The organism is Pseudomonas sp. GW822-FHT06D10, assembly GCF_058799535.1.
Map to the genome: position 1 here is coordinate 236,281 of NZ_JBXALN010000010.1, position 22,340 is coordinate 258,620.

General features: G+C 62.2%; 20 protein-coding genes. 11 read left to right on the forward strand and 9 right to left on the reverse strand.

Features of this window, described 5'->3' with window-relative positions; genetic code table 11:
- Position 1: 1 nt before the first annotated feature.
- A complete protein-coding gene (gene mfd, locus AC1RL5_RS28400) occupies positions 2–3,451 on the reverse strand; it encodes a transcription-repair coupling factor (RefSeq protein ID WP_011060274.1) in 3,450 nt (1,149 codons plus the stop codon).
- A gap of 353 nt (positions 3,452–3,804) precedes the next feature.
- Between mfd and AC1RL5_RS28405 the strand changes: the two genes are divergently transcribed.
- On the forward strand, positions 3,805–5,268 hold the full coding sequence (locus tag AC1RL5_RS28405; RefSeq protein ID WP_011060275.1) for a glyceraldehyde-3-phosphate dehydrogenase: 1,464 nt from the start codon (positions 3,805–3,807) through the stop codon (positions 5,266–5,268).
- A gap of 114 nt (positions 5,269–5,382) precedes the next feature.
- On the opposite strand, the gene AC1RL5_RS28410 is transcribed toward AC1RL5_RS28405, so the two are convergent.
- Entirely contained in the window at positions 5,383–6,681 is a 1,299-nt protein-coding gene (locus AC1RL5_RS28410) for an MFS transporter (RefSeq protein ID WP_072451563.1), read from the reverse strand.
- A gap of 328 nt (positions 6,682–7,009) precedes the next feature.
- On the opposite strand from AC1RL5_RS28410, the gene AC1RL5_RS28415 reads away from it, so the two are divergent.
- Together AC1RL5_RS28415 and sthA are read left to right on the forward strand one after the other, a co-directional pair.
- Positions 7,010–7,984, forward strand: a complete 975-nt coding sequence (locus AC1RL5_RS28415) for an FAD:protein FMN transferase (RefSeq protein ID WP_207239438.1) — start codon at positions 7,010–7,012, stop codon at positions 7,982–7,984.
- Positions 7,985–8,185: 201 nt separating this feature from the next.
- Positions 8,186–9,580: a Si-specific NAD(P)(+) transhydrogenase gene (gene sthA, locus AC1RL5_RS28420; protein ID WP_011060278.1), complete on the forward strand. Its 1,395-nt coding sequence runs from the start codon at positions 8,186–8,188 to the stop codon at positions 9,578–9,580.
- Between the two features lie 42 nt (positions 9,581–9,622).
- Here the strand turns inward: sthA and AC1RL5_RS28425 are convergent, their stop codons facing one another.
- The gene (locus AC1RL5_RS28425) at positions 9,623–10,345 is read right to left on the reverse strand and encodes a glycerophosphodiester phosphodiesterase (protein WP_015634820.1); all 723 of its coding nucleotides are present in this window, start codon (positions 10,343–10,345) and stop codon (positions 9,623–9,625) included.
- Between the two features lie 50 nt (positions 10,346–10,395).
- Positions 10,396–10,983: a PilZ domain-containing protein gene (locus AC1RL5_RS28430; protein WP_011060280.1), complete on the reverse strand. Its 588-nt coding sequence runs from the start codon at positions 10,981–10,983 to the stop codon at positions 10,396–10,398.
- Between the two features lie 94 nt (positions 10,984–11,077).
- Here AC1RL5_RS28430 and AC1RL5_RS28435 point away from each other — a divergent pair, with 94 nt between their 5' ends.
- The 3 genes from AC1RL5_RS28435 (at position 11,078) to AC1RL5_RS28445 (ending at position 14,335) form a co-directional block, all read left to right on the forward strand.
- Positions 11,078–12,328 (forward strand): lipoprotein-releasing ABC transporter permease subunit, encoded by a 1,251-nt coding sequence (locus AC1RL5_RS28435; protein WP_011060281.1) that lies wholly within the window; start codon positions 11,078–11,080, stop codon positions 12,326–12,328.
- A gap of 7 nt (positions 12,329–12,335) precedes the next feature.
- Positions 12,336–13,019, forward strand: a complete 684-nt coding sequence (gene lolD / locus AC1RL5_RS28440; RefSeq protein WP_015634822.1) for a lipoprotein-releasing ABC transporter ATP-binding protein LolD — start codon at positions 12,336–12,338, stop codon at positions 13,017–13,019.
- 71 nt (positions 13,020–13,090) lie between these two features.
- A complete protein-coding gene (locus AC1RL5_RS28445; protein WP_011060283.1) occupies positions 13,091–14,335 on the forward strand; it encodes a lipoprotein-releasing ABC transporter permease subunit in 1,245 nt (414 codons plus the stop codon).
- A 68-nt stretch (positions 14,336–14,403) separates the two neighbouring features.
- On the opposite strand, the gene AC1RL5_RS28450 is transcribed toward AC1RL5_RS28445, so the two are convergent.
- Both AC1RL5_RS28450 and AC1RL5_RS28455 read right to left on the reverse strand, forming a co-directional pair.
- Positions 14,404–15,765 carry a heavy metal sensor histidine kinase gene (locus AC1RL5_RS28450; protein WP_492589949.1) on the reverse strand — a complete coding sequence of 454 codons (1,362 nt, stop codon included), beginning with the start codon at positions 15,763–15,765 and terminating at the stop codon, positions 14,404–14,406.
- Entirely contained in the window at positions 15,765–16,445 is a 681-nt protein-coding gene (locus AC1RL5_RS28455; RefSeq protein ID WP_492589951.1) for a heavy metal response regulator transcription factor, read from the reverse strand. The genes AC1RL5_RS28450 and AC1RL5_RS28455 overlap by 1 nt, the downstream gene beginning before the upstream one ends.
- A gap of 157 nt (positions 16,446–16,602) precedes the next feature.
- Here AC1RL5_RS28455 and copI point away from each other — a divergent pair, with 157 nt between their 5' ends.
- Positions 16,603–17,154 carry a copper-resistant cuproprotein CopI gene (gene copI / locus AC1RL5_RS28460; RefSeq protein WP_492589953.1) on the forward strand — a complete coding sequence of 184 codons (552 nt, stop codon included), beginning with the start codon at positions 16,603–16,605 and terminating at the stop codon, positions 17,152–17,154.
- A 68-nt stretch (positions 17,155–17,222) separates the two neighbouring features.
- Entirely contained in the window at positions 17,223–18,053 is an 831-nt protein-coding gene (gene queF, locus AC1RL5_RS28465; protein WP_103407015.1) for an NADPH-dependent 7-cyano-7-deazaguanine reductase QueF, read from the forward strand.
- Positions 18,054–18,112: 59 nt separating this feature from the next.
- Here queF and AC1RL5_RS28470 read toward each other — a convergent pair whose 3' ends face one another.
- Complete coding sequence (locus tag AC1RL5_RS28470; protein ID WP_011060288.1) at positions 18,113–18,376, reverse strand: DUF4404 family protein; 264 nt, start codon at positions 18,374–18,376, stop codon at positions 18,113–18,115.
- Between the two features lie 122 nt (positions 18,377–18,498).
- Positions 18,499–19,119 (reverse strand): HAD superfamily inactivated hydrolase PcrP, encoded by a 621-nt coding sequence (gene pcrP, locus AC1RL5_RS28475; protein ID WP_065363470.1) that lies wholly within the window; start codon positions 19,117–19,119, stop codon positions 18,499–18,501.
- A gap of 204 nt (positions 19,120–19,323) precedes the next feature.
- Here pcrP and AC1RL5_RS28480 point away from each other — a divergent pair, with 204 nt between their 5' ends.
- Positions 19,324–20,010, forward strand: coding sequence for an MlaA family lipoprotein (locus AC1RL5_RS28480; RefSeq protein ID WP_011060290.1), 687 nt, complete (start codon positions 19,324–19,326; stop codon positions 20,008–20,010).
- Between the two features lie 65 nt (positions 20,011–20,075).
- On the opposite strand, the gene AC1RL5_RS28485 is transcribed toward AC1RL5_RS28480, so the two are convergent.
- Positions 20,076–20,375 carry a PilZ domain-containing protein gene (locus tag AC1RL5_RS28485; RefSeq protein ID WP_011060291.1) on the reverse strand — a complete coding sequence of 100 codons (300 nt, stop codon included), beginning with the start codon at positions 20,373–20,375 and terminating at the stop codon, positions 20,076–20,078.
- A 276-nt stretch (positions 20,376–20,651) separates the two neighbouring features.
- Between AC1RL5_RS28485 and rssB the strand changes: the two genes are divergently transcribed.
- On the forward strand, positions 20,652–21,836 hold the full coding sequence (gene rssB / locus AC1RL5_RS28490) for a two-component system response regulator RssB (protein WP_026020041.1): 1,185 nt from the start codon (positions 20,652–20,654) through the stop codon (positions 21,834–21,836).
- Positions 21,833–22,315 carry an anti-sigma factor antagonist RssC gene (rssC, locus tag AC1RL5_RS28495; protein ID WP_003218919.1) on the forward strand — a complete coding sequence of 161 codons (483 nt, stop codon included), beginning with the start codon at positions 21,833–21,835 and terminating at the stop codon, positions 22,313–22,315. The genes rssB and rssC overlap by 4 nt, the downstream gene beginning before the upstream one ends.
- Positions 22,316–22,340 lie beyond the last annotated feature (25 nt).

The window sequence follows — 22,340 nt, forward strand, 5'->3', positions numbered from 1 at the left end:
TTCAAGCAGATTTCGGGGTGAGGCGCTCAAACAGTGCCTCCAATGTATTAAAGCGCTCTTCCGGGCGCTCCATCGGCACCATGAACTTGAACAGGGTTGCGCCTTCGAATTTGTAGCGTTTGGGCTGGCCCTGGATCAGTTTGATCAAGGCCAGTGGGTCTACCGGTGTATCTGCGGCGAACTCGATGCGGCCGCCTTGTGGGCCGCCGTCGACCTTCTTGATCCCCAGTTGCTCTGCCTGGAGTTTGAGCAGAGTCAGTCGGATCAGGTTCTTGGTCGGCTCCGGCAGCAGGCCGAAGCGGTCGATCATCTCCACTTGCAGGTCCTTCAGGCCGTCCTCGTCGGTGGCCGACGCGATGCGCTTGTAGAGGATCAGGCGCGCGTGCACGTCCGGCAGGTAGTCCTCGGGAATCAGTGCCGGCAAGCGCAGGTTGATTTCCGGGCCGCCACCCAGTGGCTGGTCGAGGTTCGGTTGCTCGCCCTTGCGGATGGCCTTCACCGCGCGTTCGAGCATTTCCATGTAGAGGGTGAAGCCCACGGCCTGGATCTGCCCGCTCTGGCCGTCGCCCAGCAGTTCGCCAGCGCCACGGATCTCCAGGTCGTTGGTGGCCAGGACGAAGCCGGCTCCCAGGTCCTGGGTGTTGGCGATGGCCTCCAGGCGTTTTTCCGCGTCCGGGGTGATCTGCTGGCGCGGTGGCGTCAAGAGGTATGCGTAGGCCTGGTGGTGGCTGCGCCCGACCCGACCGCGCAACTGGTGCAACTGGGCCAGGCCGAACTTGTCGGCGCGCTCGATAATGATGGTGTTGGCGCTGGGCACGTCGATGCCGGTCTCGATGATGGTCGAGGCGATCAGCACGTTGAAGCGCTTGTGATAGAAGTCGCTCATCACCTGTTCGAGTTCGCGTTCGCGCATCTGCCCGTGGCCGATGCCGATCCGTGCCTCGGGCACCAGTTCGGCCAGGTCGGCGGCGCATTTCTCGATGGTCTTCACGTCGTTGTGCAGGTAGTACACCTGGCCGCCACGCAGCAGTTCGCGCAGCAGGGCCTCTTTGACCGTGCTCTTGTTCTGCTCCATGACGAAGGTGCGCACCGACAGGCGCCGGGCCGGCGGGGTGGCGATGATCGACAGATCGCGCATGCCCGAGACGGCCATGTTCAGGGTCCGCGGGATCGGCGTGGCGGTCAGGGTCAGGATGTCGACTTCGCTGCGCAGCGCCTTGAGCTGCTCTTTCTGGCGCACCCCGAAACGGTGTTCTTCGTCGATGATCACCAGCCCCAGGTTCTTGATCTTCACATCGTCCTGCAACAGCTTGTGGGTGCCGATGACGATGTCGATCTTGCCTTCGGCGAGGTCCGCCACCGCAGCATTCACTTCCTTGGTGGACTTGAAGCGGCTCATCACTTCCACGGTCACCGGCCAGTCGGCGAAGCGGTCGCGGAAGCTGTTGTAGTGCTGCTGGGCGAGCAGGGTGGTGGGCACCAGGATCGCCACTTGCTTGCCGCCGTGGACCGCGATGAAGGCAGCGCGCATGGCCACTTCGGTCTTGCCGAAGCCCACGTCGCCGCATACCAGGCGGTCCATGGGCTTGCCCGACAGCATGTCCTCGCGCACCGCTTCGATGGTGCTCTGCTGGTCCGGGGTTTCCTCGAAGGGGAAGCCGGCACTGAAGGTGGCGTAGTCGGCCTTCGGGTCAGCAAAGGCATAGCCTTCGCGGGCGGCGCGGCGGGCATAGATGTCCAGCAGTTCGGCAGCCACATCGCGCACCTGTTCGGCGGCCTTGCGCTTGGCCTTCTGCCAGGCTTCCGAGCCCAGGCGATGCAGGGGCGCGAGGGCGTCGTCGCTGCCGGTGTAGCGGGCGATCAGGTGCAGGTTGGCCACGGGCACATAAAGCTTGGCGCCCTCGGCGTATTCCAGGGTCAGGAACTCGGCGGCCTGGTTGTCGATTTCCAGGGTCGCCAGGCCCAGGTAGCGACCGACGCCATGGTCGATATGCACCACCGGCGCGCCTTCACGCAGCTCGGTGAGGTTCTTGATCACCGCATCGTTGTTGGCATCGGCGCGCTTTTCCCGGCGCCGACGCTGCATCACTCGCTGGCCGAACAACGGGCTTTCGGCCACCAGGGCCAGGGCCGGATCGTCCAGCACCAGGCCTTCGTCCAGCGGGGCGATGGTGATTGCCAGGCGTTCCTTGCTGGCGACGAAGTCCGGCCAGCTGTCGACGGTCTTGGGCCGCAGCTTGAGGCGCTCCAGCAGCTCCAGCAGCACTTCCCGGCGGCCGGCGGATTCGGCGGTGAACAGCACTCGCCCGGGGAACTCGTCGAGAAAGCCCGAAAGTGCTGCCAGCGGCTGGTTGGCCTTGGCTTCGATGGCCAGGTTCGGCAGCTCGTGGGCCGGGAAGCGTTCGCGGCCGACACCGGTTTCGATGTCCTGCTGGCTGGCCACCACTCGCGGCCAGTTCTTCAGCCGGGCGAAGCAGTCTTCCACTGGCAGGAACAGTTCGGCCGGGGGCAGGAGCGGGCGCGAAGGGTCGACGCGGCGCTCTTCATAGCGGTTGCGTACATCGTTCCAGAAGTTTTCCGCGGCCTGTTCGATGCCCGGCAGGGAAAACACCTGGGTGTCCTGGGGCAGGTAGTCGAACAGGGTCGAGGTCTCTTCGAAGAACAGCGGCAGGTAGTACTCGATACCGGCCGGGGTAATCCCGCTGCTCAGGTCCTGGAAGATCGGGCAGCGGCGGAAGTCCACATCGAAGCGTTCGCGAAAGCGCGCCTTGAAGCGGGTCACCGCTTCTTTCTGCAGCGGGAACTCCTTGGCCGGCAGCAGGCGCACCGAGTCGACCTTGTCGATGGAGCGCTGGTTCTCCGGATCGAAGGTGCGCAGGGTCTCGATTTCGTCGTCGAACAGGTCGATGCGATAGGGCAGCTTGCTGCCCATGGGAAACAGATCGATCAGTGCGCCGCGCACGGTGAACTCGCCGTGTTCGTAGACGGTGTCCACGTAGCGGTAACCACTGGCTTCCAGGCGGGTGCGCATCTGTTCCACATCGAGCTTCTGGCCGACGTCCAGCACCAGGCTGCTGCCCAGCAGGAACTGAGTGGGCGCCAGGCGGTGCAGGGCAGTGGTGATCGGCACCACCAGCACGCCATGTTCCAGCTCCGGCAGCCGATAGAGGCTGGCGATGCGCTGGGAAATGATGTCCTGGTGCGGCGAGAACAGGTCGTAGGGCAGGGTTTCCCAGTCAGGAAAATGCAGCACCGGCAGATCCGGGGCGAAGAAGCTCAGCTCCTGTTCCAGCCGGTCAGCGCTTTGGCTGTCGGCAGTCAGCAGGAGGGTGAAGCGCTTGGCAGCGCTGGCGGCTTCGGCGATGGCCAGGCTCAGGGCGGCACCGGGCAAGTTGCCCCAATGCTGTTTGCCGGCGGCGGCAGGGAGTAGCGGTAGACGCAGGACGGGCACGGACGGTCAAGCTCCAAGCGTTGCGACAAAGTCGGTAATTGTAACGGCCCCGGGCAGCCACTGTCAGTGGCTGATGCGTCTAATACGCTGGTTGGGGCAAATGTAGTGGCTATGACAACAAAATGCGCTTCTTGACCTGAAATGTAGTGCCGATTGCGGCTGGTGTTACGGAGGGTTACAGACAGGCTGGTGTGATGTCCAAAAAATTGACGCTGCTGGAAGCCGCGGTTTTACTGGTCTCCAGCACAGTGGTGTTTTTTTGCAAGGGCTTTTTGTTACGTTCCGCACGACAGGCGCGCATTGCTACGACAGGAACTGGGCGGCATAATGTAGCCCCTTTTTTCTGCCCCTACATGTGGAAGGTTCCCGTGACTCAGAAGCCCGACCAGTGTCTTGGTGAATGGATCGACCGTGAAGCACTCGCAGAAGCGATGATTCCGCTTATCGGTCAGCTCTACCGCAATAACAACGTGGTGAGCTCGATCTATGGCCGCAGCCTGATCAACCAGTCTGTCATCGCGATTCTCAAAGCTCACCGCTTTGCTCGCCACCGTTCCTCCGACGATAGCGAACTCTCCGTCCACGAAACATTCCCTCTGCTTAAAGCCATGAGCGAGCTCAAGCTCGGCGCGGCATCGGTAGACCTGGGCAAGTTGGCGTTCAAATTCCGTAACGAAGGCAATGGCCGCAGCGCCGAGCAGTTCGTTCGCGAAGAAATGGCTGATGTGGTTGGCCAGCAAAATGCTTCGGCCCGCAAAGGCACTGACGTAGTCCTGTACGGCTTCGGTCGTATCGGCCGTCTGCTGGCGCGCATCCTGATCGAAAAAACCGGTGGTGGCGACGGCCTGCGTCTGCGCGCCATCGTGGTGCGCAAGGGCGCCGAAAACGACCTGACCAAGCGCGCCAGCCTGCTGCGTCGCGACTCGGTGCACGGTTCGTTCAACGGCACCATCACCATCGACGAAGAAAACAACACCATCACCGCCAACGGTAACCTGATCCAGGTCATCTACGCGAAGAACCCGACCGAAGTGGACTACACCCAGTACGGCATCAAGGACGCTCTGCTGGTGGACAACACCGGTGTATGGCGTGACGCCGACGGTCTGGGCCAGCACCTGGCCTGCCCGGGTATCGATCGCGTTGTTCTGACCGCGCCAGGCAAAGGCAAGCTGAAGAACATCGTTCACGGTATCAACCACAACGAAATCACCGCTGACGACAAGATCGTGTCCGCCGCTTCCTGCACCACCAACGCCATCGTGCCGGTGCTGAAGGCTGTGAATGACAAGTTCGGCATCATCAACGGTCACGTCGAAACCGTTCACTCGTACACCAACGACCAGAACCTGATCGACAACTTCCACAAGGGCGATCGCCGTGGCCGTAGCGCCGCGCTGAACATGGTGATCACCGAGACCGGTGCTGCTACTGCTGCTGCCAAGGCCCTGCCTGAGCTGGCCGGCAAGCTGACCGGTAACGCGATCCGCGTTCCGACGCCAAACGTGTCGATGGCCATTCTCAACCTGAACCTCGAGAAAGCCGCCACCCGTGAAGAGATGAACGAGTACCTGCGCTACATGGCGCTGCACTCCGACCTGCACAAGCAGATCGACTTCGTCAACTCGCAGGAAGTGGTGTCCACCGACTTCGTGGGCTCGCGTCACGCCGGTGTGGTCGACGCTGAAGCGACCATCGTCCAGGACAACCGCGTTGTTCTGTACGTCTGGTACGACAACGAGTTCGGTTACAGCTGCCAGGTAGTGCGCGTGATGGAAGACATGGCCGGGGTCAACCCGCCAGCGTTCCCACGCTAAGCGACTGCTGAAATGAAAACGCCCCGACTTGTCGGGGCGTTTTTGTTTGTGGCTTGCGCCGGCAAGCCAGGTCGGCGCAACCGTAGGAGCTGGCTTGCCAGCGAAGCTTTTGTCTCAGGCGCCGCGCGCTGTTGCCGCTTGCGCGGTACGCAGTTCGTGGCGATTGCCGCGGAACAGCACCAGGGTAGCCACCAGCCCCAGCACCGCCGCGCCACTGAGCCAGATGCCCGGTGCCGCCTGGTTGCCCAGGACGTGGATCAGGTAGGTACAGGCCGCCGGGGTAAAGCCGCCGAAGGTGGCAGTCGCCAGGCTGTAGGCCAGGGAGAAACCCGTGGTGCGCACTTCCACCGGCATGATTTCAGTCAGGGCCACCACCATCGCGCCGTTGTACGAGCCATAGAGGAAAGACAGCCACAGCTCGACGATCAGCAGGTGGCTGAAGCTGGGGTTGGCCACCAGCCAGGACAATGCCGGATAAGCCGTGAAGATCGCCAGGATGGTCGCCCCCAGCAGCAGCGGCTTGCGGCCGATCTTGTCCGACAGCGACCCCATGACCGGCAGCCAGAAGAAGTTCGACAGGCCGATGCACACGGTTACCAGCAGGGCGTCGAAGTCCGACAGGTGCAGTTCGGCCTTGCCGAAGGTCGGGGTGTAGGCGGTGATCAGGTAGAAGGAGACGGTGGTCATCACCACCAGAGCCATGCCAGCGATGACGATGCCGAAGTTCTGGCCGATGGAACGGACGATTTCCTGCAGCGAAGGGCGATGCTTGCGGGCCTGGAACTCCGGGGTCTCTTCCAGGGAGCGACGGATCATGAAGATCGCCGGAACAATCATGCAGCCCACCAGGAACGGCACGCGCCAGCCCCAGTCCCCCATTTGCTCGGGGCTCAGCCAGTGGTTCAGGCCTACGCCCAGCAGGCCGGCGAAGACCACTGCGGCCTGTTGGCTGGCCGACTGCCAGCTGACGAAGAAGCCCTTGCGGCCCGGCGTGGAGATTTCGGCGAGGTACACCGACACCCCGCCCAGCTCGACGCCGGCGGAAAAGCCCTGCAGCAGGCGACCCAGCAGCACCAGCAAGGGCGCGGCGACGCCAAGGGTGGCGTAGCCCGGCACGCAGGCAATCAGCACGGTGCCCGCGGCCATCAGTGCCAGGGTAATGATCAGGCCTTGGCGACGGCCGTGACGGTCAATGTAGGCACCGAGGAAAATCGCTCCCAGGGGGCGCATCAGGAAGCCCGCGCCAAAGGTCGCCAGGGACAGCATCAACGAGGCGAAGGCGCTGTCCGCAGGAAAGAAGGTCTTGGCAATCGCCGTGGCGTAGAAGCCGTAGACCATGAAGTCGAACATCTCGAGAAAGTTGCCGCTGACAACGCGAAAGATCGCCTTGCCTTTGCCCGTGGTCGTGGACATTTTTTTCACTCACTTTGGCTGTCTTGTTAGCAATCCCTGGTCGTTATGCGTCCCTTACTGCAAAGTCGGGGCTCGAGGCTGCACGCTGAACAGTTTTGTAACGATATGTGTATGAAAGCCATCCGGCAACAAAAACTCTTGGGGTGGCAGGGCGGCTCTAGATCAAGGTTCTGCCCGTAGCCAAGGCGGTGGGACGCCGGGCAGGCGGCCTCCGTCTGTCGCATAATGGCCATTTGCACTGCCAGCTGGCCCAGCAGGGCGGTTGATCGGGAGGAACACCTTGTCGGGTAAGCAACGATCGCGATGGAGCGCTTTGTACGCCGCGCTGGTGCTGTTGGCCGGTTGTGGCGGCGAGCGCCTGGAAAGCCTCTCCGGGCCGACCATGGGCAGCACCTGGTCGGTGCAGTATGTGCGTCACGCCCAGGGGCCGGCGCCGTCCCTGGTACAGGCTGAGGTCGAGGGGATTCTGGCCGAGGTCGACGGGCAGATGTCCACCTATCGCAGCGATTCGGACATCGAGCGTTTCAACGCCTTGCCCGCTGATAGCTGCCAGCCGATGCCGGAGCCGGTGTTGCAACTGGTGCGAGTGGGTGAGCAGTTGTCCCGGGACAGCGACGGCGCCTTCGACCTGACGGTGGAACCGCTGCTGGATATCTGGGGTTTTGGCCCTCAGGGGCGCGAGGAAAAGGTTCCCGGCGCGCCAGCCCTGGCTGAGGTGCGGCAGCGGGTAGGGCACGCTCACCTGCGTATCGAAGGGCAGGAGCTGTGCAAGGATGCGCCGGTGGAGGTGGATTTCAACAGCATCGCCGCCGGTTATGCGGTGGACCGCATCGCTGCCCGGCTCACGCAACTGGGGATCGACAGCTTCCTTGCCGAAGCCACCGGTGAGCTCAAGGCCGTGGGTCGCAAGCCCGACGGCTCACCATGGCGGATAGCCCTGGAGGAGCCGCGTGATGACCAGCAGGTAGCCCAGCGGGTGATCGCCCTGGATGGTTTTGGCGTTTCCACTTCCGGCGACTACCGTAATTACTTCGAGCAGGACGGCCAGCGTTACTCCCATACCTTCGATGCCCGGCTCGGCCAACCCATCGCCCACCCGTTGGCCTCGGTAACGGTGATTCATCCTTCGGCGTTGATGGCCGATGGCCTGTCGACGCTGTTGCTGATACTCGGCCCGGAGGCGGGCTGGGACTACGCGGAAAAACACGGCATCGCCGGATTTTTTGTGATGCGCAGCGCTACAGGTTTCGTCACACGCAGCAACCCGGCTTTCGATGCGCTGCTGGCCGGGCAAAAACAATAACCTGGTGCGCTGTTGCGCAGCCTGTAGTGCAGGCAAAAGTAGCCTACGACGCGACCAAGGGTTAATGTGCGCGGCGTTGACGCTTCTATAGACTGTGCCCGGGTTCGTAACCGAGCCAAATTGATCCTTCATGCCGCTGGCCGCGGCATGATTTAGCCGGAGACGCCAGAAGGGTGTCTCGGCCTGTTCTGAGGAGTACGCATGGCTGTCTACAACTACGACGTAGTGGTGCTGGGCTCAGGCCCCGCTGGAGAAGGTGCGGCGATGAACGCCGCGAAAGCAGGACGCAAAGTGGCGATGGTCGATAGCCGTCGCCAGGTCGGCGGCAACTGCACCCACCTGGGTACCATCCCGTCCAAGGCCCTGCGTCACTCGGTCCGGCAGATCATGCAGTTCAACACCAACCCGATGTTCCGGGCCATTGGCGAGCCGCGCTGGTTCTCCTTCCCGGACGTGCTCAAGAGCGCCGAGAAGGTCATCTCCAAGCAAGTGGCCTCGCGTACTGGCTACTACGCCCGCAACCGGGTCGACGTGTTCTTCGGCACTGGCAGCTTCGCCGACGAGCAGACCGTGGAAGTGGTCTGCGCCAACGGCGTGGTGGAAAAGCTGGTAGCCAAGCACATCATCATCGCCACCGGCTCGCGCCCCTATCGCCCCGCGGATATCGATTTCAGCCACCCGCGTATCTACGATAGCGACACCATCCTCAGCCTCGGCCATACCCCGCGCAAACTTATCGTCTACGGCGCCGGGGTCATCGGTTGCGAATACGCCTCGATCTTCAGTGGCCTGGGGGTTCTGGTGGAGCTGGTGGACAACCGCGGCCAGTTGCTGAGCTTCCTGGATTCGGAAATCTCCCAGGCCCTGAGCTACCACTTCAGCAACAACAACATCACCGTGCGCCACAACGAGGAATACGACCGCGTTGAAGGTGTGGACAACGGCGTGATCCTGCACCTCAAGTCCGGCAAGAAGATCAAGGCCGACGCCTTGCTCTGGTGCAACGGCCGTACCGGCAACACCGACAAGCTGGGCATGGAGAACATCGGGGTCAAGGTCAACAGCCGTGGCCAGATCGAAGTCGACGAGAACTACCGCACCTGCGTACCGAACATCTACGGGGCCGGTGACGTGATCGGCTGGCCGAGCCTGGCCAGTGCCGCCCACGACCAGGGTCGTTCCGCGGCCGGCAGCATTGTCGACAACGGCAGCTGGCGCTTCGTCAACGACGTGCCGACCGGGATCTACACCATTCCCGAGATCAGCTCCATCGGCAAGAACGAGCAGGAACTGACCCAGGCCAAGGTGCCTTACGAGGTGGGCAAGGCGTTCTTCAAGGGCATGGCCCGTGCGCAGATCGCCGGCGAGCCTCAAGGCATGCTGAAGATCCTGTTCCACCGGGAAACCCTGGAAGTCCTCGGCGTCCATTGCTTCGGCTACCAGGCTTCGGAGATCGTGCACATCGGCCAGGCGATCATGAGCCAGCCGGGCGAGCTCAATACCCTGAAGTACTTCGTCAACACCACCTTCAACTACCCGACCATGGCCGAAGCCTATCGGGTAGCGGCATACGATGGCCTCAACCGGCTTTTTTGAGCGGCTCCGGCCGGTGGCCTGAGCCGGCCGGGGAGACCGATTTCAGCGATTCTCGAGGGTGGCGCTGGCCAAACCGGGAAAGTCTGTAATCAGGCTATCTACGCCGAAGTCGGCGAGCCTGCGCATCAGCGCAGGCTCGTTGACCGTCCATACCGACACATGCAAGCCCTGACGCTGCGCCCGTTGCAGACGCTCTGGGGTGCACAGTGTCCAGTTCAACGCCAGAATCTCGCAGCCATAGCTCTGGGCGACCTTCAATGGGTCGAGCCAGGCGTATTCGGCTACCAGTCCGCGGGACAGGTCCGGGGTCAGCTCCACGGCGGCCTTCAATACTTCCCGAGAACTTGAGGTCACGGTGACCTTGTCCAGCAGGCCGAAACGCTGGGCCATTTCGCGAATCGCCAGCACTGTGGTGGCGGCGCGAGTGCGCGAGGCGCTCTTGACCTCCAGCTGCCAGTGCTCGAAGTCGCATTTCTCGAACAGCTCTTCCAGGCGCGGAATGGGGCAGGGGTTGACCCAGCCCGGGCCGCCCTTGCGCGCGTCGTAGGTCACCAGCTCGGCGGCGGAATGCTCCACCACTTTGCCGCGCCGGTCTGTGGTGCGCTTGAGGGTCGGGTCGTGGATCACCATCAACTCGCCGTCCATGGACAGGTGCAAGTCGAGCTCGCAACGACGCACGCCGTGCTTGAGGCACTCCTGAAAGCTGGTCAGGGTATTTTCCGGTGCTTCGCCTTTAGCGCCGCGATGGCCATAGATCAGGGTCACAATTGCTCCTTCACGGATGTTGTTCCTTAAGAGAGGGTCGGGCGTATTGCTCAGCCGGCGGCGGGGTCGCTCTGCTCCCGGGCCTGGCGGCGTTGCTGGGCCTGTTTCTGCAGGATATAGCGCGCCAGCAGCTGGCGTTGGGCATCGGTCAATGCTTCGAACTCGGTGCCGATCTCGAAGGTGCCAAAGCTCTGGGGCTCGCAGTGGGTGACCTTGGCCCGCAGCAGCAGGCCCAGGGCCTGCGGCATCAGCAACAGCTTCACCGCCAGATGGCTGCCGGTTGGGTAGCACTGGTGATGGCTGAATTCGATGCCGCCCTCGGACAGAATGACCCGCTGCGGCTCGCCGAACTTGCCGAACACCGTTTGCGCCACCACCTGGCTGAGCAGGTCGATGCGTTTGTTCATGGCCTTGAGGTAGCTGGCCAGGGTGCGATCGCGCTCGCTGACCTGGCGCAGCAGATGCTGGGATTCGAACTCGCTCAGGTGCAGTTCACTGAGCAGATTGAACAGTGGGGACTCATCCTGCAACACTTCCTTGCTCGCCGCGTCGAGGGCGGACAAGGGGCTAATTTCCAGTGCGATCGTGTCCTCGATACGGTAGTATTCGCGGCGATCTTCTTCATCTAATGTCGACATGGCGAACCCATGGTAGAGGCAGTGGTCTGAGTGTAAAGCTGCTTACCAGGCCCCGCCACAAGGACGTCTTCTTTTCCTCTGCACAAGCCCCGACATGTTCAGACCTCTGTTTGCTTTTATCGGCACGCGTTACACCCGTGCAAAGCGTCGCAATCATTTTGTGTCATTCATTTCCCTGACTTCGATGATCGGACTCGCCCTTGGCGTGATCGTGATGATCGTGGTGCTGTCGGTGATGAACGGCTTCGATCATGAGATGCGCACCCGCGTGCTGGGCATGGTGCCCCACGCCACCATCGAATCCGGCGAACCCATCAGCGACTGGCAAAGCCTGGCCGACAAGGTCAAGCAGAACCCCAAAGTGCTGGCGGTGGCGCCGTTCACCCAGATGCAGGGCCTGTTGACCAACAACGGCCAGGTGCAGAAGGTGCTGCTCAATGCCATCGACCCTGAGCAGGAGCGGCAGGTGTCGATCATCGACCACTTCATGCAGCAGGGGCAGTTGGACGCGCTGGCGCCCGGTAGCTTCGGCATTGTCATTGGTGACAAGGCGGCAACCAAGCTGGGTGTCGGCCTGGGAGACAAGCTGACCTTCGTCGCCCCGGAAGTCACGGTGACCCCGGCCGGGATGTTCCCACGGATGAAGCGTTTTACCGTGGTGGGCATCTTCCATGTCGGCGCCGGCGAGATCGACGGCTACCTGGGCCTGACCAACCTCCAGGACCTGGGTCGCCTGCACCGCTGGAAGGCGGATCAGGTACAAGGCCTGCGGCTGAAGTTCGACGACCTGTTCCAGGCCCCGCGCACCGCCTGGGAAATCGCCCAGCAGCTGGGTGAGAACCACTATTACGCCCGCGACTGGACCCGTACCCACGGCAACCTGTACCAGGCCATCCGCATGGAAAAAGCCATGATCGGCCTGTTGCTGCTGCTGATTGTCGCGGTGGCCGCGTTCAACATCATCTCGACCCTGGTGATGGTGGTGAACGATAAGAAGGGCGATATCGCCATTCTCCGCACCCTGGGAGCGACGCCGGGGACCATCATGGCGATCTTCATGGTCCAGGGCACGGTGATCGGCGTGGTCGGCACCCTGATCGGTGCTGTGCTGGGGATGCTGGCGGCGCTGAATGTGAGTGCCGCGATTTCCGCTCTTGAAGGCCTGATCGGCCACAAATTCCTGAATGCCGACGTGTATTTCATCGACTACCTGCCGTCGCAACTGATGGCCGAGGATGTATTGATGGTCTGCGGCGCGGCATTGGTCCTGAGTTTCCTCGCCACCCTGTATCCAGCCTGGCGTGCGGCGCGCACCCAGCCTGCGGAGGCGCTACGTTATGAGTGAGTTGGGCATGAGTGAAAAAGCAATCCTGAGCTGCCGCGACCTGGGCAAGTCCTATGAGGAAGGCCCGGAATCGGTAGTGGTCCTGTCTGGCCTGCAACTGGAGCTGCACCCGGGTGAGCGAGTGGCCATCGTCGGCACTTCCGGCTCGGGCAAGAGTACCTTGCTCAACCTGCTGGGCGGCCTGGATACGCCATCCAAGGGCAGCGTCTGGCTGGCGGGCGAGGAGCTTTCGGCGCTGGGCGAGAAGGCCCGCGGCCAGTTGCGCAACCGTGCCCTGGGCTTCGTCTACCAGTTCCACCACCTGCTGCCGGAGTTCACCGCGCTGGAGAACGTCTGCATGCCGCTGCTGATTGGCCGCACGCCGATCCCGGAAGCCCGTCAGCGTGCCACCGCGCTGCTGGAGCGGGTCGGGCTCGGCCATCGGCTGGAGCACAAACCGGCCGAGCTGTCCGGTGGCGAGCGCCAGCGGGTGGCCATTGCCCGGGCGCTGGTGAACAAGCCGGGGCTGGTGATGCTCGATGAGCCCACCGGCAACCTCGACTCGCACACGGCCCAGGGAATTCAGGACCTGATGCTGGAGCTCAGTACCTCGATGCGCACCGCCTTCCTGGTGGTGACCCACGACATGAACCTGGCTCGACAGATGGACCGCGTACTGCACCTGCAGGAAGGTCACCTGGTCGCCATCTGATGCGCCCGCACACGGCGTCGGCGGCTGGGCTGTCGATGCCGGGTCATTAATCTTTCCAGGGTGCCTTGCCCATGTTCAGACCTTTATCGATCTTTATCGGCACGCGCTACACCCGCGCCAAGCGGCGCAATCGTTTTGTCTCGTTCATTTCCATGACCTCGATGATCGGCCTCGCCCTGGGCGTGTTGGCGATGATCGTGGTGCTGTCGGTGATGAACGGCTTCCAGCGGGAAATGAGCTCGCGCATCCTCGGCATGGTGCCCCACGCCACTATCGTTGGGGTCAAGCCCATCGATGACTGGCAGCCGGTGGCCGCGGCGGCCCTGAAGAATCCGGAAGTCACCGCCGCGGTGCCCTTTACCGAGATGGAGGGCATGCTCTCCTACAAGGGGGCGATGCAGCCGATCCAGATCAGCGGCATCGATCCGGCCCAGGAAGGCAAGGTGTCCATCGTTGCCCAGCATATTGTCCAGGGCAGTCTGCAAGACCTGAAACCTGGCGAGTTCGGCGTGGTGATCGGCGAGATCACGGCCCGGCGCTTTCGTCTGAACGTCGGCGACAAGCTGACCCTGATCGTGCCTGAAGTGAGCACCGCACCGGGGGGGATCACCCCGCGCATGCAACGCCTCAACGTGGTTGGGGTGTTCAAGGTGGGGGCCGAGCTGGATGGCTCCATGGGCCTGATTCATGTGGCCGATGCTGCAGAAATGCAGCACTGGCAGCCGAACCAGGTGCAGAGCGTGCGCCTGGCGGTCAAGGACCTGTATGCCGCGCCAAAGGTCTCGGCGGATATCGCCAAGGGCCTGGGGGCGGACTTCCGCGCCGATGACTGGACCCACACCCAGGGCAGCCTGTTCAGTGCGATGAAGATGGAAAAGACCATGATCGGCCTGTTGCTGCTGATGATCGTGGCGGTGGCGGCATTCAACATCATCGCCACCTTGATCATGGTGGTGAATGACAAGGGGGCGGACATCGCGATCCTGCGCACCATCGGCGCCACACCACGGCAGATCATGGCGATCTTCATGGTCCAGGGGACGGTGATCGGTATCGTCGGCACCCTGATCGGTGGGGTGCTGGGGGTAATCGCGGCACTGAACGTGAGTGAGCTGGTGGGCTGGCTGGAAAGAATCAGCGGCCAGCAGATCTTCAGTTCCGATGTGTATTTCGTCAGTAACCTGCCTTCTGAACTGCAGGGCGGCGACGTGGTGCTGATCTGTGGTGCCGGCTTCGTTCTGAGCTTCCTGGCGACCGTGTATCCGGCCTGGCGCGCGTCCAAGGTCGAGCCGGCCCACGCTTTGCGCTACTCCTGAGACCCGCCTTCGCCTTCGCCGGCTCCTGTCCGATTGGTGCAGGAGCCGGCTGGCCGGCGAACAGTCCCTCAATCCTGCCTTGGCAACTCGATCACGAAACGGGTCCAGCCCGCCGCCGATTCGCATCGGATCTGCCCGCCGTGGGCACGAATGATCGACTGAGTGATCGCCAGCCCCAACCCCGCATGTTCACTGCTGCCTTCGCGCCGCGCCGGGTCGGCCCGGTAGAAACGGTCGAACAGGCGCGGCAGTACATCCTTGGCGATCCCTTCGCCGGTATTCTCGATGCTCAGGTTCAGGTGCCCGGCACTTTCGTTGATGCGCACCTTGACCGCGCCCCCGGCCGGCGTGAAGCGCAGGGCATTGTCCAGCAGGTTGGACAACGCCCGGCGCAGCATGCTGCGGTCCCCGGCAAAGCCGGCCTGGCCTTCACGGGTCAGTTCGATCTGTGCGTCTTCGGCCAGGGGGCCATAGAACTCCAGCAGCATGTCGGTTTCCTGGGCCAGCTCCAGCGCTTCGCGCCTGGGTGTAAGCAAGCCGTGGTCGGCCTTGGCCAGGTACAGCATGTCGTTGACCAGTTGCGCCATCCATTGCAGCTCCTCCAGGTTGCTGTGCAGGGCTTCGCGATAGTCCTCCAGCGGCCGGGGGCGGGTCAGGGTGACCTGGGTGTGGGTCAGCAGGTTCGACAGAGGGGTGCGCAGTTCATGGGCGATGTCGGCGGAAAATGCCGACAGGCGCTGAAACGACTCTTCAAGACGGCCCAACATGGCGTTGAAGCTGCTGGCCAATTCCGCCAGCTCGGCGGGCATCTGTTCCTGGGGCAGGCGCTGGGTCAGGGAACTGGCGGAGACCCCGGCGGCCACCGCGCCCATGCGCCGCAACGGGCGCAGGCCACTGCGGGCGGCCCAGGCGCCGAGCAGGGCAGTGGCCAGGGCCGAGAGGCCCACGGTGAGCCAGATCAGGTGTTGCATGCGCTGCAGAAAGTGCTGGTGATGGGTGATGTCGAGGATCAGGGTCAATTGCGGCGAGGCCGCCTGGGCGGGGTTCAGCGCTGCTGTGTAGAACCGGTAGGCGGTGCCGGCCTGTTCCAGGCTGCGCAAGCCGGCACCGCCAGGCAGAGAGGCGGGCAGGCCGGGGGCGCTGTCGAACCAGAGCTGGCCATTGACGTCACCGACTCGTAGCTGCAGGTCCGGCTGGTGGCTCAGTTCGTCCTGCAGCCTGGCCTGGCGCGCGGGGAAGTCCCCGGCCTCGTTGACATCCTGCAAGGCGCTGCGCAGGGCCAGCAGCTTGCCGTCCAGCAGTTGCTGATCCAGTTCGATGAAATGGGCTTCGCTGGCGCGGCTGAACAACACCCCCGCCAACAATGAGACCACTGCGGTGCAGGCGGCGAACAGCAGCGCCAGGCGCCCGCTCAGGGACAGGCGGCGCATCAGACCTGGCGCTCTTCGAGCACGTAGCCCATGCCGCGTACGGTATGGATCAGTTTGTTCGGGAAATCGTCGTCGATCTTCAGGCGCAGGCGGCGGATGGCTACTTCGATGACGTTGGTATCGCTGTCGAAATTCATGTCCCAGACCTGGGAGGCAATCAGCGACTTGGGCAGGACTTCGCCCTGGCGCCGCAGGAGCATTTCCAGCAGGGCGAATTCCTTGGCGGTCAGGTCGATGCGCTGGCTGCCGCGTTCTACCCGGCGGCGGATCAGGTCCAGGCGCAGGTCTGCCAGTTGCAGGCTGGTTTCCTGGGCCACGGCGCTGCCCCGGCGCAGTAGGCTGCGGACCCGGGCCAGCAGTTCGGAGAAGGCAAAAGGCTTGACCAGGTAGTCGTCGGCCCCCAGTTCCAGGCCGTGCACCCGGTCTTGCACGGCATCCCGGGCGGTGAGGAACAGTACCGGCACTTCCAGCCCGGCGCTGCGCACCGCCTGGAGGATCTGCCAGCCGTCGCGACCCGGCAGCATCACGTCGAGAATCAGCAGAGCGTAGTCACCGGTCAGGGCCAGGTGCTGGCCGGTGCTGCCGTCGGCCACCAGTTCGGCGTTGAAGCCAGCCTCGCTCAGGCCCTGGCGCAGGTAGTGGCCGGTTTTGGGTTGGTCTTCGACGATCAGCAGTTTCATGGTGGGACTCGTGGCGGTTGGAACCCGGGCTTTATACCGTGCAGCAGGCCAGGGCGGTGCAAGCTGACAAAGTTGTAATCTGCATGTCAGCTGGCTGGCAGCGGCAGGGCTCTAGAGTGTGCCACAGGCTGAATCCCGATCTTGTTGGAGTCTGATGATGAGTATGCAAAACCTGTTGTGGCGAAGCCGGTCGATCCTGGGGGGCTGCCTGATGCTGTTGAGCGCACCGCTCTGGGCGTCGCCGGCCGGCTCCTACGATTTTGGCCAGCCGGCGCCTGCGGCCAAGGCCACTCGCAGTGTCGAGGTGGTGATGGGGGACATGTCGTTCAATCCCAAGGCCCTGGAGATCAAGGCCGGCGAGACGGTGCGATTCGTGCTGATCAACAAGGGGCAGTTGCTGCACGAGTTCAATCTGGGCAACGCGGCCATGCATGCCAAGCACCAGCAGGAAATGCTCAAGATGCAGCAGAGCGGCATGCTCACCCCGACCGGCATGAAGGCGATGGATCATGGAGCCATGGGCCACGGCTCGATGGCAGGCATGGACCATGGCATGCAGCATGACGATCCCAACAGCGTGCTGGTGGAGCCGGGCAAGCAGGCGGAACTGACCTGGACCTTCAGCAAGAGCGGCAACCTGGAGTTCGCCTGCAACATTCCCGGGCACTACCAGGCCGGGATGGTGGGCAAGCTGACGGTCACCCCATAGGCATCCGGGGCTCAAAGGCGGGAGCAAAGGCTGATAGAATCCGCTGATTCTTCAGTCAGGTTTCCGCCATGCATCCCGCAGCCGAACATTCGCCGCTGGGCAAGTCCAGTGAATACGTCTCCACTTACACCCCGTCCTTGCTGTTCCCGATTCCCCGGGCGGCAAAATGGGCCGAGCTGGGCTTGAGTGCCGATACCCTTCCTTATAAGGGCGTGGACTACTGGAACTGCTTCGAGTTGTCCTGGCTGCTGCCGTCGGGCAAGCCGGTAGTGGCTATCGGTGAGTTCAGCATTCCCGCCGATTCGCCGAACATCATCGAATCCAAGTCGTTCAAGCTGTACCTCAATTCGCTGAACCAGACGCCGTTCGATGATCGGGCGACCCTTGAGGCCACCTTGCGCTCTGATCTGTCGGCCGCTGCCGGCAAGCCGGTAGGCGTGCGGATCCGCAGCCTGCAGGAGGTCGAGGCCGAAGGCGTGGTGGCGCTGCCTGGGGTGTGCATCGATGATCTGGATATCAGTGTCGATAGCTATGAGCACCCGCGCCCCGAACTGCTGCGCTGCGATGCTTCGCGCGTGGTGGAGGAGAGCGTGCACAGTCATCTGCTCAAGTCCAACTGCCCGGTAACCAGCCAGCCGGACTGGGGCAGCGTGGTGGTGCAATACCGGGGCGCGGCTCTGGATCACGCCAGCCTGCTGGCCTATCTGGTGAGCTTCCGCCAGCACTCGGACTTTCATGAACAGTGCGTGGAGCGGATCTTTCTCGACCTGCAACGCTTGCTCAAGCCGGAGAGACTCACCGTGTACGCGCGTTATGTGCGCCGCGGTGGGCTGGATATCAACCCTTACCGCAGTACCGAAACCGCGGATTTCGCCAATCACCGGTTGGTACGCCAGTAAAAGCAAAGCCCCGCTCCGAGAGCGGGGCTTTTGCTTTGTGGGGTTGGCTACCGGGGGGCTCAGATGCCGATGTTGCCCAGGGTCTGGACGATATTGCGCAGGGTTCCGGCAATCGCCGGGTGTTCCAGTTCGAAGCGTTCCACGGCCAGGTTGACGCCGTCGGCGAGGCTGGCGTCCTGGGTGCCGGTCTCCAGTTTGAGTTGCAGTTCGATCTGCTGCATCAGCTCTTGCAGATTGTTGCGCTCGGCTTCGGAAAGCGGTGGGTTCTGTTCCAATTGCTCGCGCAGGGTGTCGAGTTGTTCTTGCAGTTCGCGGGCAGGCATGGCGTTCTCCCTTTATTGATAGGCACAGGGATGGACCGCGCTGTCGAGCCAAAGGTCCATGCCCACGGCTTAGAGTAATCCACTCCCAGGCGCTGTGCATGATCCTGATCAACAGGCTTATGTCAGGGTTTTTCACCCTTGAGCCGGCGCAGTTCAATGTCCGCCAGGCAGGTGTTCAACTCCCCCAGATGGTCGATGACCGAGTGCACCCCCAGGCCGAAGAGCTGCACCGTGGCCTTGCCACGCTTGAATTCCCGTTCCTGCTGGCTCAGGGCCTGCCATTCGCTGGGGGTCATGCCGCACAGGGAGCCGCAAGAGGCCAGGCCGATGGTCCAGAGGCCGGCATTGAGGCCCGACTGCAGCAGTTGGGGTTCGCCGCTGACCAGGACACAACCGTCGATGCCTTTGACATTGAGCGCCATCAGCGCCTGCCAGCAGGCATCGGGTGCGGGCCAGGGGGCGGGGGAGTGAGGTGCCGGCTTGATCCAGTCCGGCAGGACGGCAGCCAATTGGCGGCTACTGGCGGGGAGCAGTTGCTCCAGCCAGGCGCAGGGGATGCCTTGCTGATGCAGGCGCCGCAGCGTTTCCAGCGCGCCAGGTGTGGCTTGGGCCTGCTCCGGATCAGGTTTGTCCGTGGCTTGCTGGCGCATCCGCGCGCCGAAATCCACCAGGCAGCCACTGAGGCCGAAGAGTACGGCCGTCAATGGGCGGGCGGGTTGCACTGAGGCGTCGGCGTGGGGCATGTCAGCGTCCTTGAAATACCCTTGGAGGCTAGCGGCAGAACATGACATGCAGGTGACAGTACGGTGAATGGCAGCAAGGTTGGCTGAACCCCGGCTGAAGACGGTTTGCGGTGATGCTGCCTAAACCGGCATATCCGCTTTATACTCCTGAACTTATCCTCAGGGCATAGCCCCACGAGAGAACAATCGAAGGAGTTTCCTGCTATGCGCTGGAGCCGTTATCTAGTTCCACTATGTATGAGTGCCGGTGTGACGCTGGCTCCCCTGGTTGCCCAGGCGGCCGAAGATGATCCATGGGAAAGCATCAACCGTCCCATCTTTACCTTCAACGATACGCTGGATACTTATGCCCTGAAGCCTCTGGCGCAAGGCTATCAGGCCGTCACTCCGCAGTTTCTGGAAGATGGCATCCACAACATGTTTCGCAACATCGGTGATGTCGGCAACCTCGCCAATGACATCCTCCAGGCCAAACCTGGTGCTGCCGGTGTCGACACTGCGCGACTGTTGATGAACACCACCCTGGGCCTGGCGGGCTTTTTTGATGTCGGTACCAAGATGGGCCTGCAGCGCAATGACGAAGACTTCGGCCAGACCCTCGGTCATTGGGGCGTGGGCAGCGGTCCCTATGTGATGCTGCCGTTGCTGGGGCCAAGCACCCTGCGTGATGCGCCGGCCAAGTATGTCGACAGCTACACCGAACCCTACCGCTACATGAATGACATCCCCGCGCGCAACATCACCATGGGTGTGGATGTCGTCGATACCCGTGCCAGCCTGCTCTCGGCGGACAAGCTGATTCGCGGTGACAAATACACCTTCATTCGCAATGCCTACCTGCAGAATCGCGAATTCAAGATCAAGGACGGCAAGGTCGAAGACGACTTCTAGGCTCGACTGTCCTGTACAAACTGAAAAGGCGGCCTGATGGCCGCCTTTTTCATGGGGTGGGGTCTTTACTTCATTTTAAGGATTGTAAGTCCAAGTTTCTGGCCGCCACCTTCTTGTGGGTTGACCCATACCACTTCTGTCTCTGCTTCCAGCCCCCTGAGGGCTGCGTGCTCTGAGTCGATACGTACACTCAACTGATCGCCGACCTGGAACGAACGTGGTGCCTGAACCTGCATGCCGCTGCTGGAAAGATCGATGCAGACCGCTTCGATCACCTGCCCCTGATGGATCAGCGTGACCTCTGCATCCACCCGCATGCGGATGTAATCGCGCTTTTCGCTGTAGTCACGCTGGTTTTGGTTCATGGGTTCCATCCTGCGATTGAGTTGCGGTTTTAGCGGTTTTTATAACTCCCGGTGATTTGCGGTGTAAAGACGTCAGGCGACCATCGGCATGAGCTTGAAACGCCCCGCGGATGGGAGTACCGTCTGCGCCTTAGAAGGGCACCTCTGATGGTCGGGCGTGCAGGGCTCAAGGTCCTGGCCTGGCTTGCAGAGTGGCTAGAAAGCGAATCCAGTAGCGTGCCTCAGGCCCCAGGCCAGAGCACCTACGCCAACCTAATTCTGGCGCCGTTTGCCCACATGCAAAAAACCAGTGCCACGCTGCTGATAATCGATGACGACGAAGTAGTGCGCGCGAGCCTCGCGGCCTATTTGGAAGACAGTGGCTTCAGCGTACTGCAGGCCGCTAACGGCCAGCAGGGTCTTCAGGTATTCGAGCGCGACAACCCCGATCTGGTGATCTGCGATCTGCGCATGCCGCAGATGGGCGGTCTCGAGCTTATCCGTCAAGTGACCGAACTGTCCCCGCAAACCCCGGTGATCGTGGTTTCGGGTGCGGGCGTCATGAACGATGCGGTTGAAGCCCTGCGCCTGGGCGCGGCGGACTACCTGATCAAGCCGCTGGAAGATCTGGCCGTGCTCGAGCACTCGGTGCGCCGCGCCCTGGATCGTGCTCGCCTGTTGCTGGAAAACCAGCGTTACAGAGAGAAGCTTGAAGCCGCCAACCGCGAGCTCGAAGCCAGCCTCAATCTGCTCCAGGAAGACCAGAACGCCGGTCGACAGGTGCAGATGAACATGCTGCCGACCAGCCCCTGGTCGATTGACGAATTCAACTTTGCCCACCAGATCATCCCGTCGTTGTACCTGTCGGGTGATTTTGTCGACTATTTCCGTGTCGACGAGCGCCGGGTGGCCTTCTACCTGGCGGATGTTTCCGGTCATGGTGCGTCGTCGGCCTTTGTCACCGTGCTGTTGAAGTTCATGACCACCCGTTTGCTGTTCGAGTCCAAGCGCAATGGCACCTTGCCGGAGTTCAAGCCTTCGGAAGTGCTGGGCCATATCAACCGTGGCCTGATCAGTTGTAAGCTGGGCAAACACGTCACGATGGTCGGTGGAGTCATCGACGAGGAGACTGGCTTGTTGACCTATAGCATTGGCGGGCACTTGCCGTTGCCGGTGTTGTACACCCCCGACAGTGTGCGTTATCTGGAAGGGCGTGGTTTGCCGGTGGGCCTGTTCAACGAGGCCACCTACGAAGACCACATTCTGGAGCTGCCGCCGGTGTTCAGCCTGACGCTGATGTCCGATGGCATCCTGGACCTTTTGCCCGAGCCTACACTCAAAGAGAAAGAAGCAGCCTTGCCCGAACGGGTGAGGGCAGCGGGCGGCAGCCTGGATGGCTTGCGGCAAGTTTTTGGATTGGCCACGCTAGGGGAGATGCCGGATGATATCGCCCTGTTAGTGTTGAGCAGGAACCTTCAATGAGTACCGGTAGAATCCAGTTCGCCGAGCAGGATGGCACCTTCGTCCTGAAGTTCGTCGGTGAAGTGCGCCTGACCCTGTGTTCGGCGCTGGATGCGACTATTGAGCGGATTTTCACCGCGCTGAATTTTTCGGCGATCGTGATCGATCTGACAGAAACCCGCAGCATCGACAGCACCACCCTGGGCCTGCTGGCCAAGCTCTCGATCCTGTCGCGGCAGAAAGTCGGTCTGTTGCCCACCGTCGTCACCACCCACGAAGACATTACCAGGCTGTTGCAGTCCATGGGCTTCGATCAAGTGTTCAACATCGTCGATCGCCCGATTCCCTGTCCGGAATGCCTGACCGACCTGCCGTCCCAGGATCAGTCGGAAGAAGTGGTACGGGTCAAGGTCCTGGAGGCGCACAAGATCCTCATGGGCCTTAATGACTCCAACCGTGAAGCCTTTCACGATCTGGTGAATGCCCTGGAGCGTCACTGATCGACTGAAACGCTAGCGCACAAAA

What these genes read in the sequence shown, in the direction of transcription:
- copI (WP_492589953.1), top strand. Translation starts at nt 16,603, where the DNA reads ATGAGTATGCAAAACCTGTTGTGGCGAAGCCGGTCGATCCTGGGGGGC.
- pcrP (WP_065363470.1), bottom strand. Translation starts at nt 19,119, where the DNA reads ATGCCCCACGCCGACGCCTCAGTGCAACCCGCCCGCCCATTGACGGCC.
- AC1RL5_RS28445 (WP_011060283.1), top strand. Translation starts at nt 13,091, where the DNA reads ATGTTCAGACCTTTATCGATCTTTATCGGCACGCGCTACACCCGCGCC.
- AC1RL5_RS28480 (WP_011060290.1), top strand. Translation starts at nt 19,324, where the DNA reads ATGCGCTGGAGCCGTTATCTAGTTCCACTATGTATGAGTGCCGGTGTG.
- AC1RL5_RS28405 (WP_011060275.1), top strand. Translation starts at nt 3,805, where the DNA reads ATGTGGAAGGTTCCCGTGACTCAGAAGCCCGACCAGTGTCTTGGTGAA.
- rssC (WP_003218919.1), top strand. Translation starts at nt 21,833, where the DNA reads ATGAGTACCGGTAGAATCCAGTTCGCCGAGCAGGATGGCACCTTCGTC.
- AC1RL5_RS28470 (WP_011060288.1), bottom strand. Translation starts at nt 18,376, where the DNA reads ATGCCTGCCCGCGAACTGCAAGAACAACTCGACACCCTGCGCGAGCAA.
- AC1RL5_RS28485 (WP_011060291.1), bottom strand. Translation starts at nt 20,375, where the DNA reads ATGAACCAAAACCAGCGTGACTACAGCGAAAAGCGCGATTACATCCGC.
- AC1RL5_RS28410 (WP_072451563.1), bottom strand. Translation starts at nt 6,681, where the DNA reads ATGTCCACGACCACGGGCAAAGGCAAGGCGATCTTTCGCGTTGTCAGC.
- lolD (WP_015634822.1), top strand. Translation starts at nt 12,336, where the DNA reads ATGAGTGAAAAAGCAATCCTGAGCTGCCGCGACCTGGGCAAGTCCTAT.
- queF (WP_103407015.1), top strand. Translation starts at nt 17,223, where the DNA reads ATGCATCCCGCAGCCGAACATTCGCCGCTGGGCAAGTCCAGTGAATAC.
- sthA (WP_011060278.1), top strand. Translation starts at nt 8,186, where the DNA reads ATGGCTGTCTACAACTACGACGTAGTGGTGCTGGGCTCAGGCCCCGCT.
- AC1RL5_RS28455 (WP_492589951.1), bottom strand. Translation starts at nt 16,445, where the DNA reads ATGAAACTGCTGATCGTCGAAGACCAACCCAAAACCGGCCACTACCTG.
- AC1RL5_RS28435 (WP_011060281.1), top strand. Translation starts at nt 11,078, where the DNA reads ATGTTCAGACCTCTGTTTGCTTTTATCGGCACGCGTTACACCCGTGCA.
- AC1RL5_RS28430 (WP_011060280.1), bottom strand. Translation starts at nt 10,983, where the DNA reads ATGTCGACATTAGATGAAGAAGATCGCCGCGAATACTACCGTATCGAG.
- rssB (WP_026020041.1), top strand. Translation starts at nt 20,652, where the DNA reads ATGCAAAAAACCAGTGCCACGCTGCTGATAATCGATGACGACGAAGTA.
- AC1RL5_RS28450 (WP_492589949.1), bottom strand. Translation starts at nt 15,765, where the DNA reads ATGCGCCGCCTGTCCCTGAGCGGGCGCCTGGCGCTGCTGTTCGCCGCC.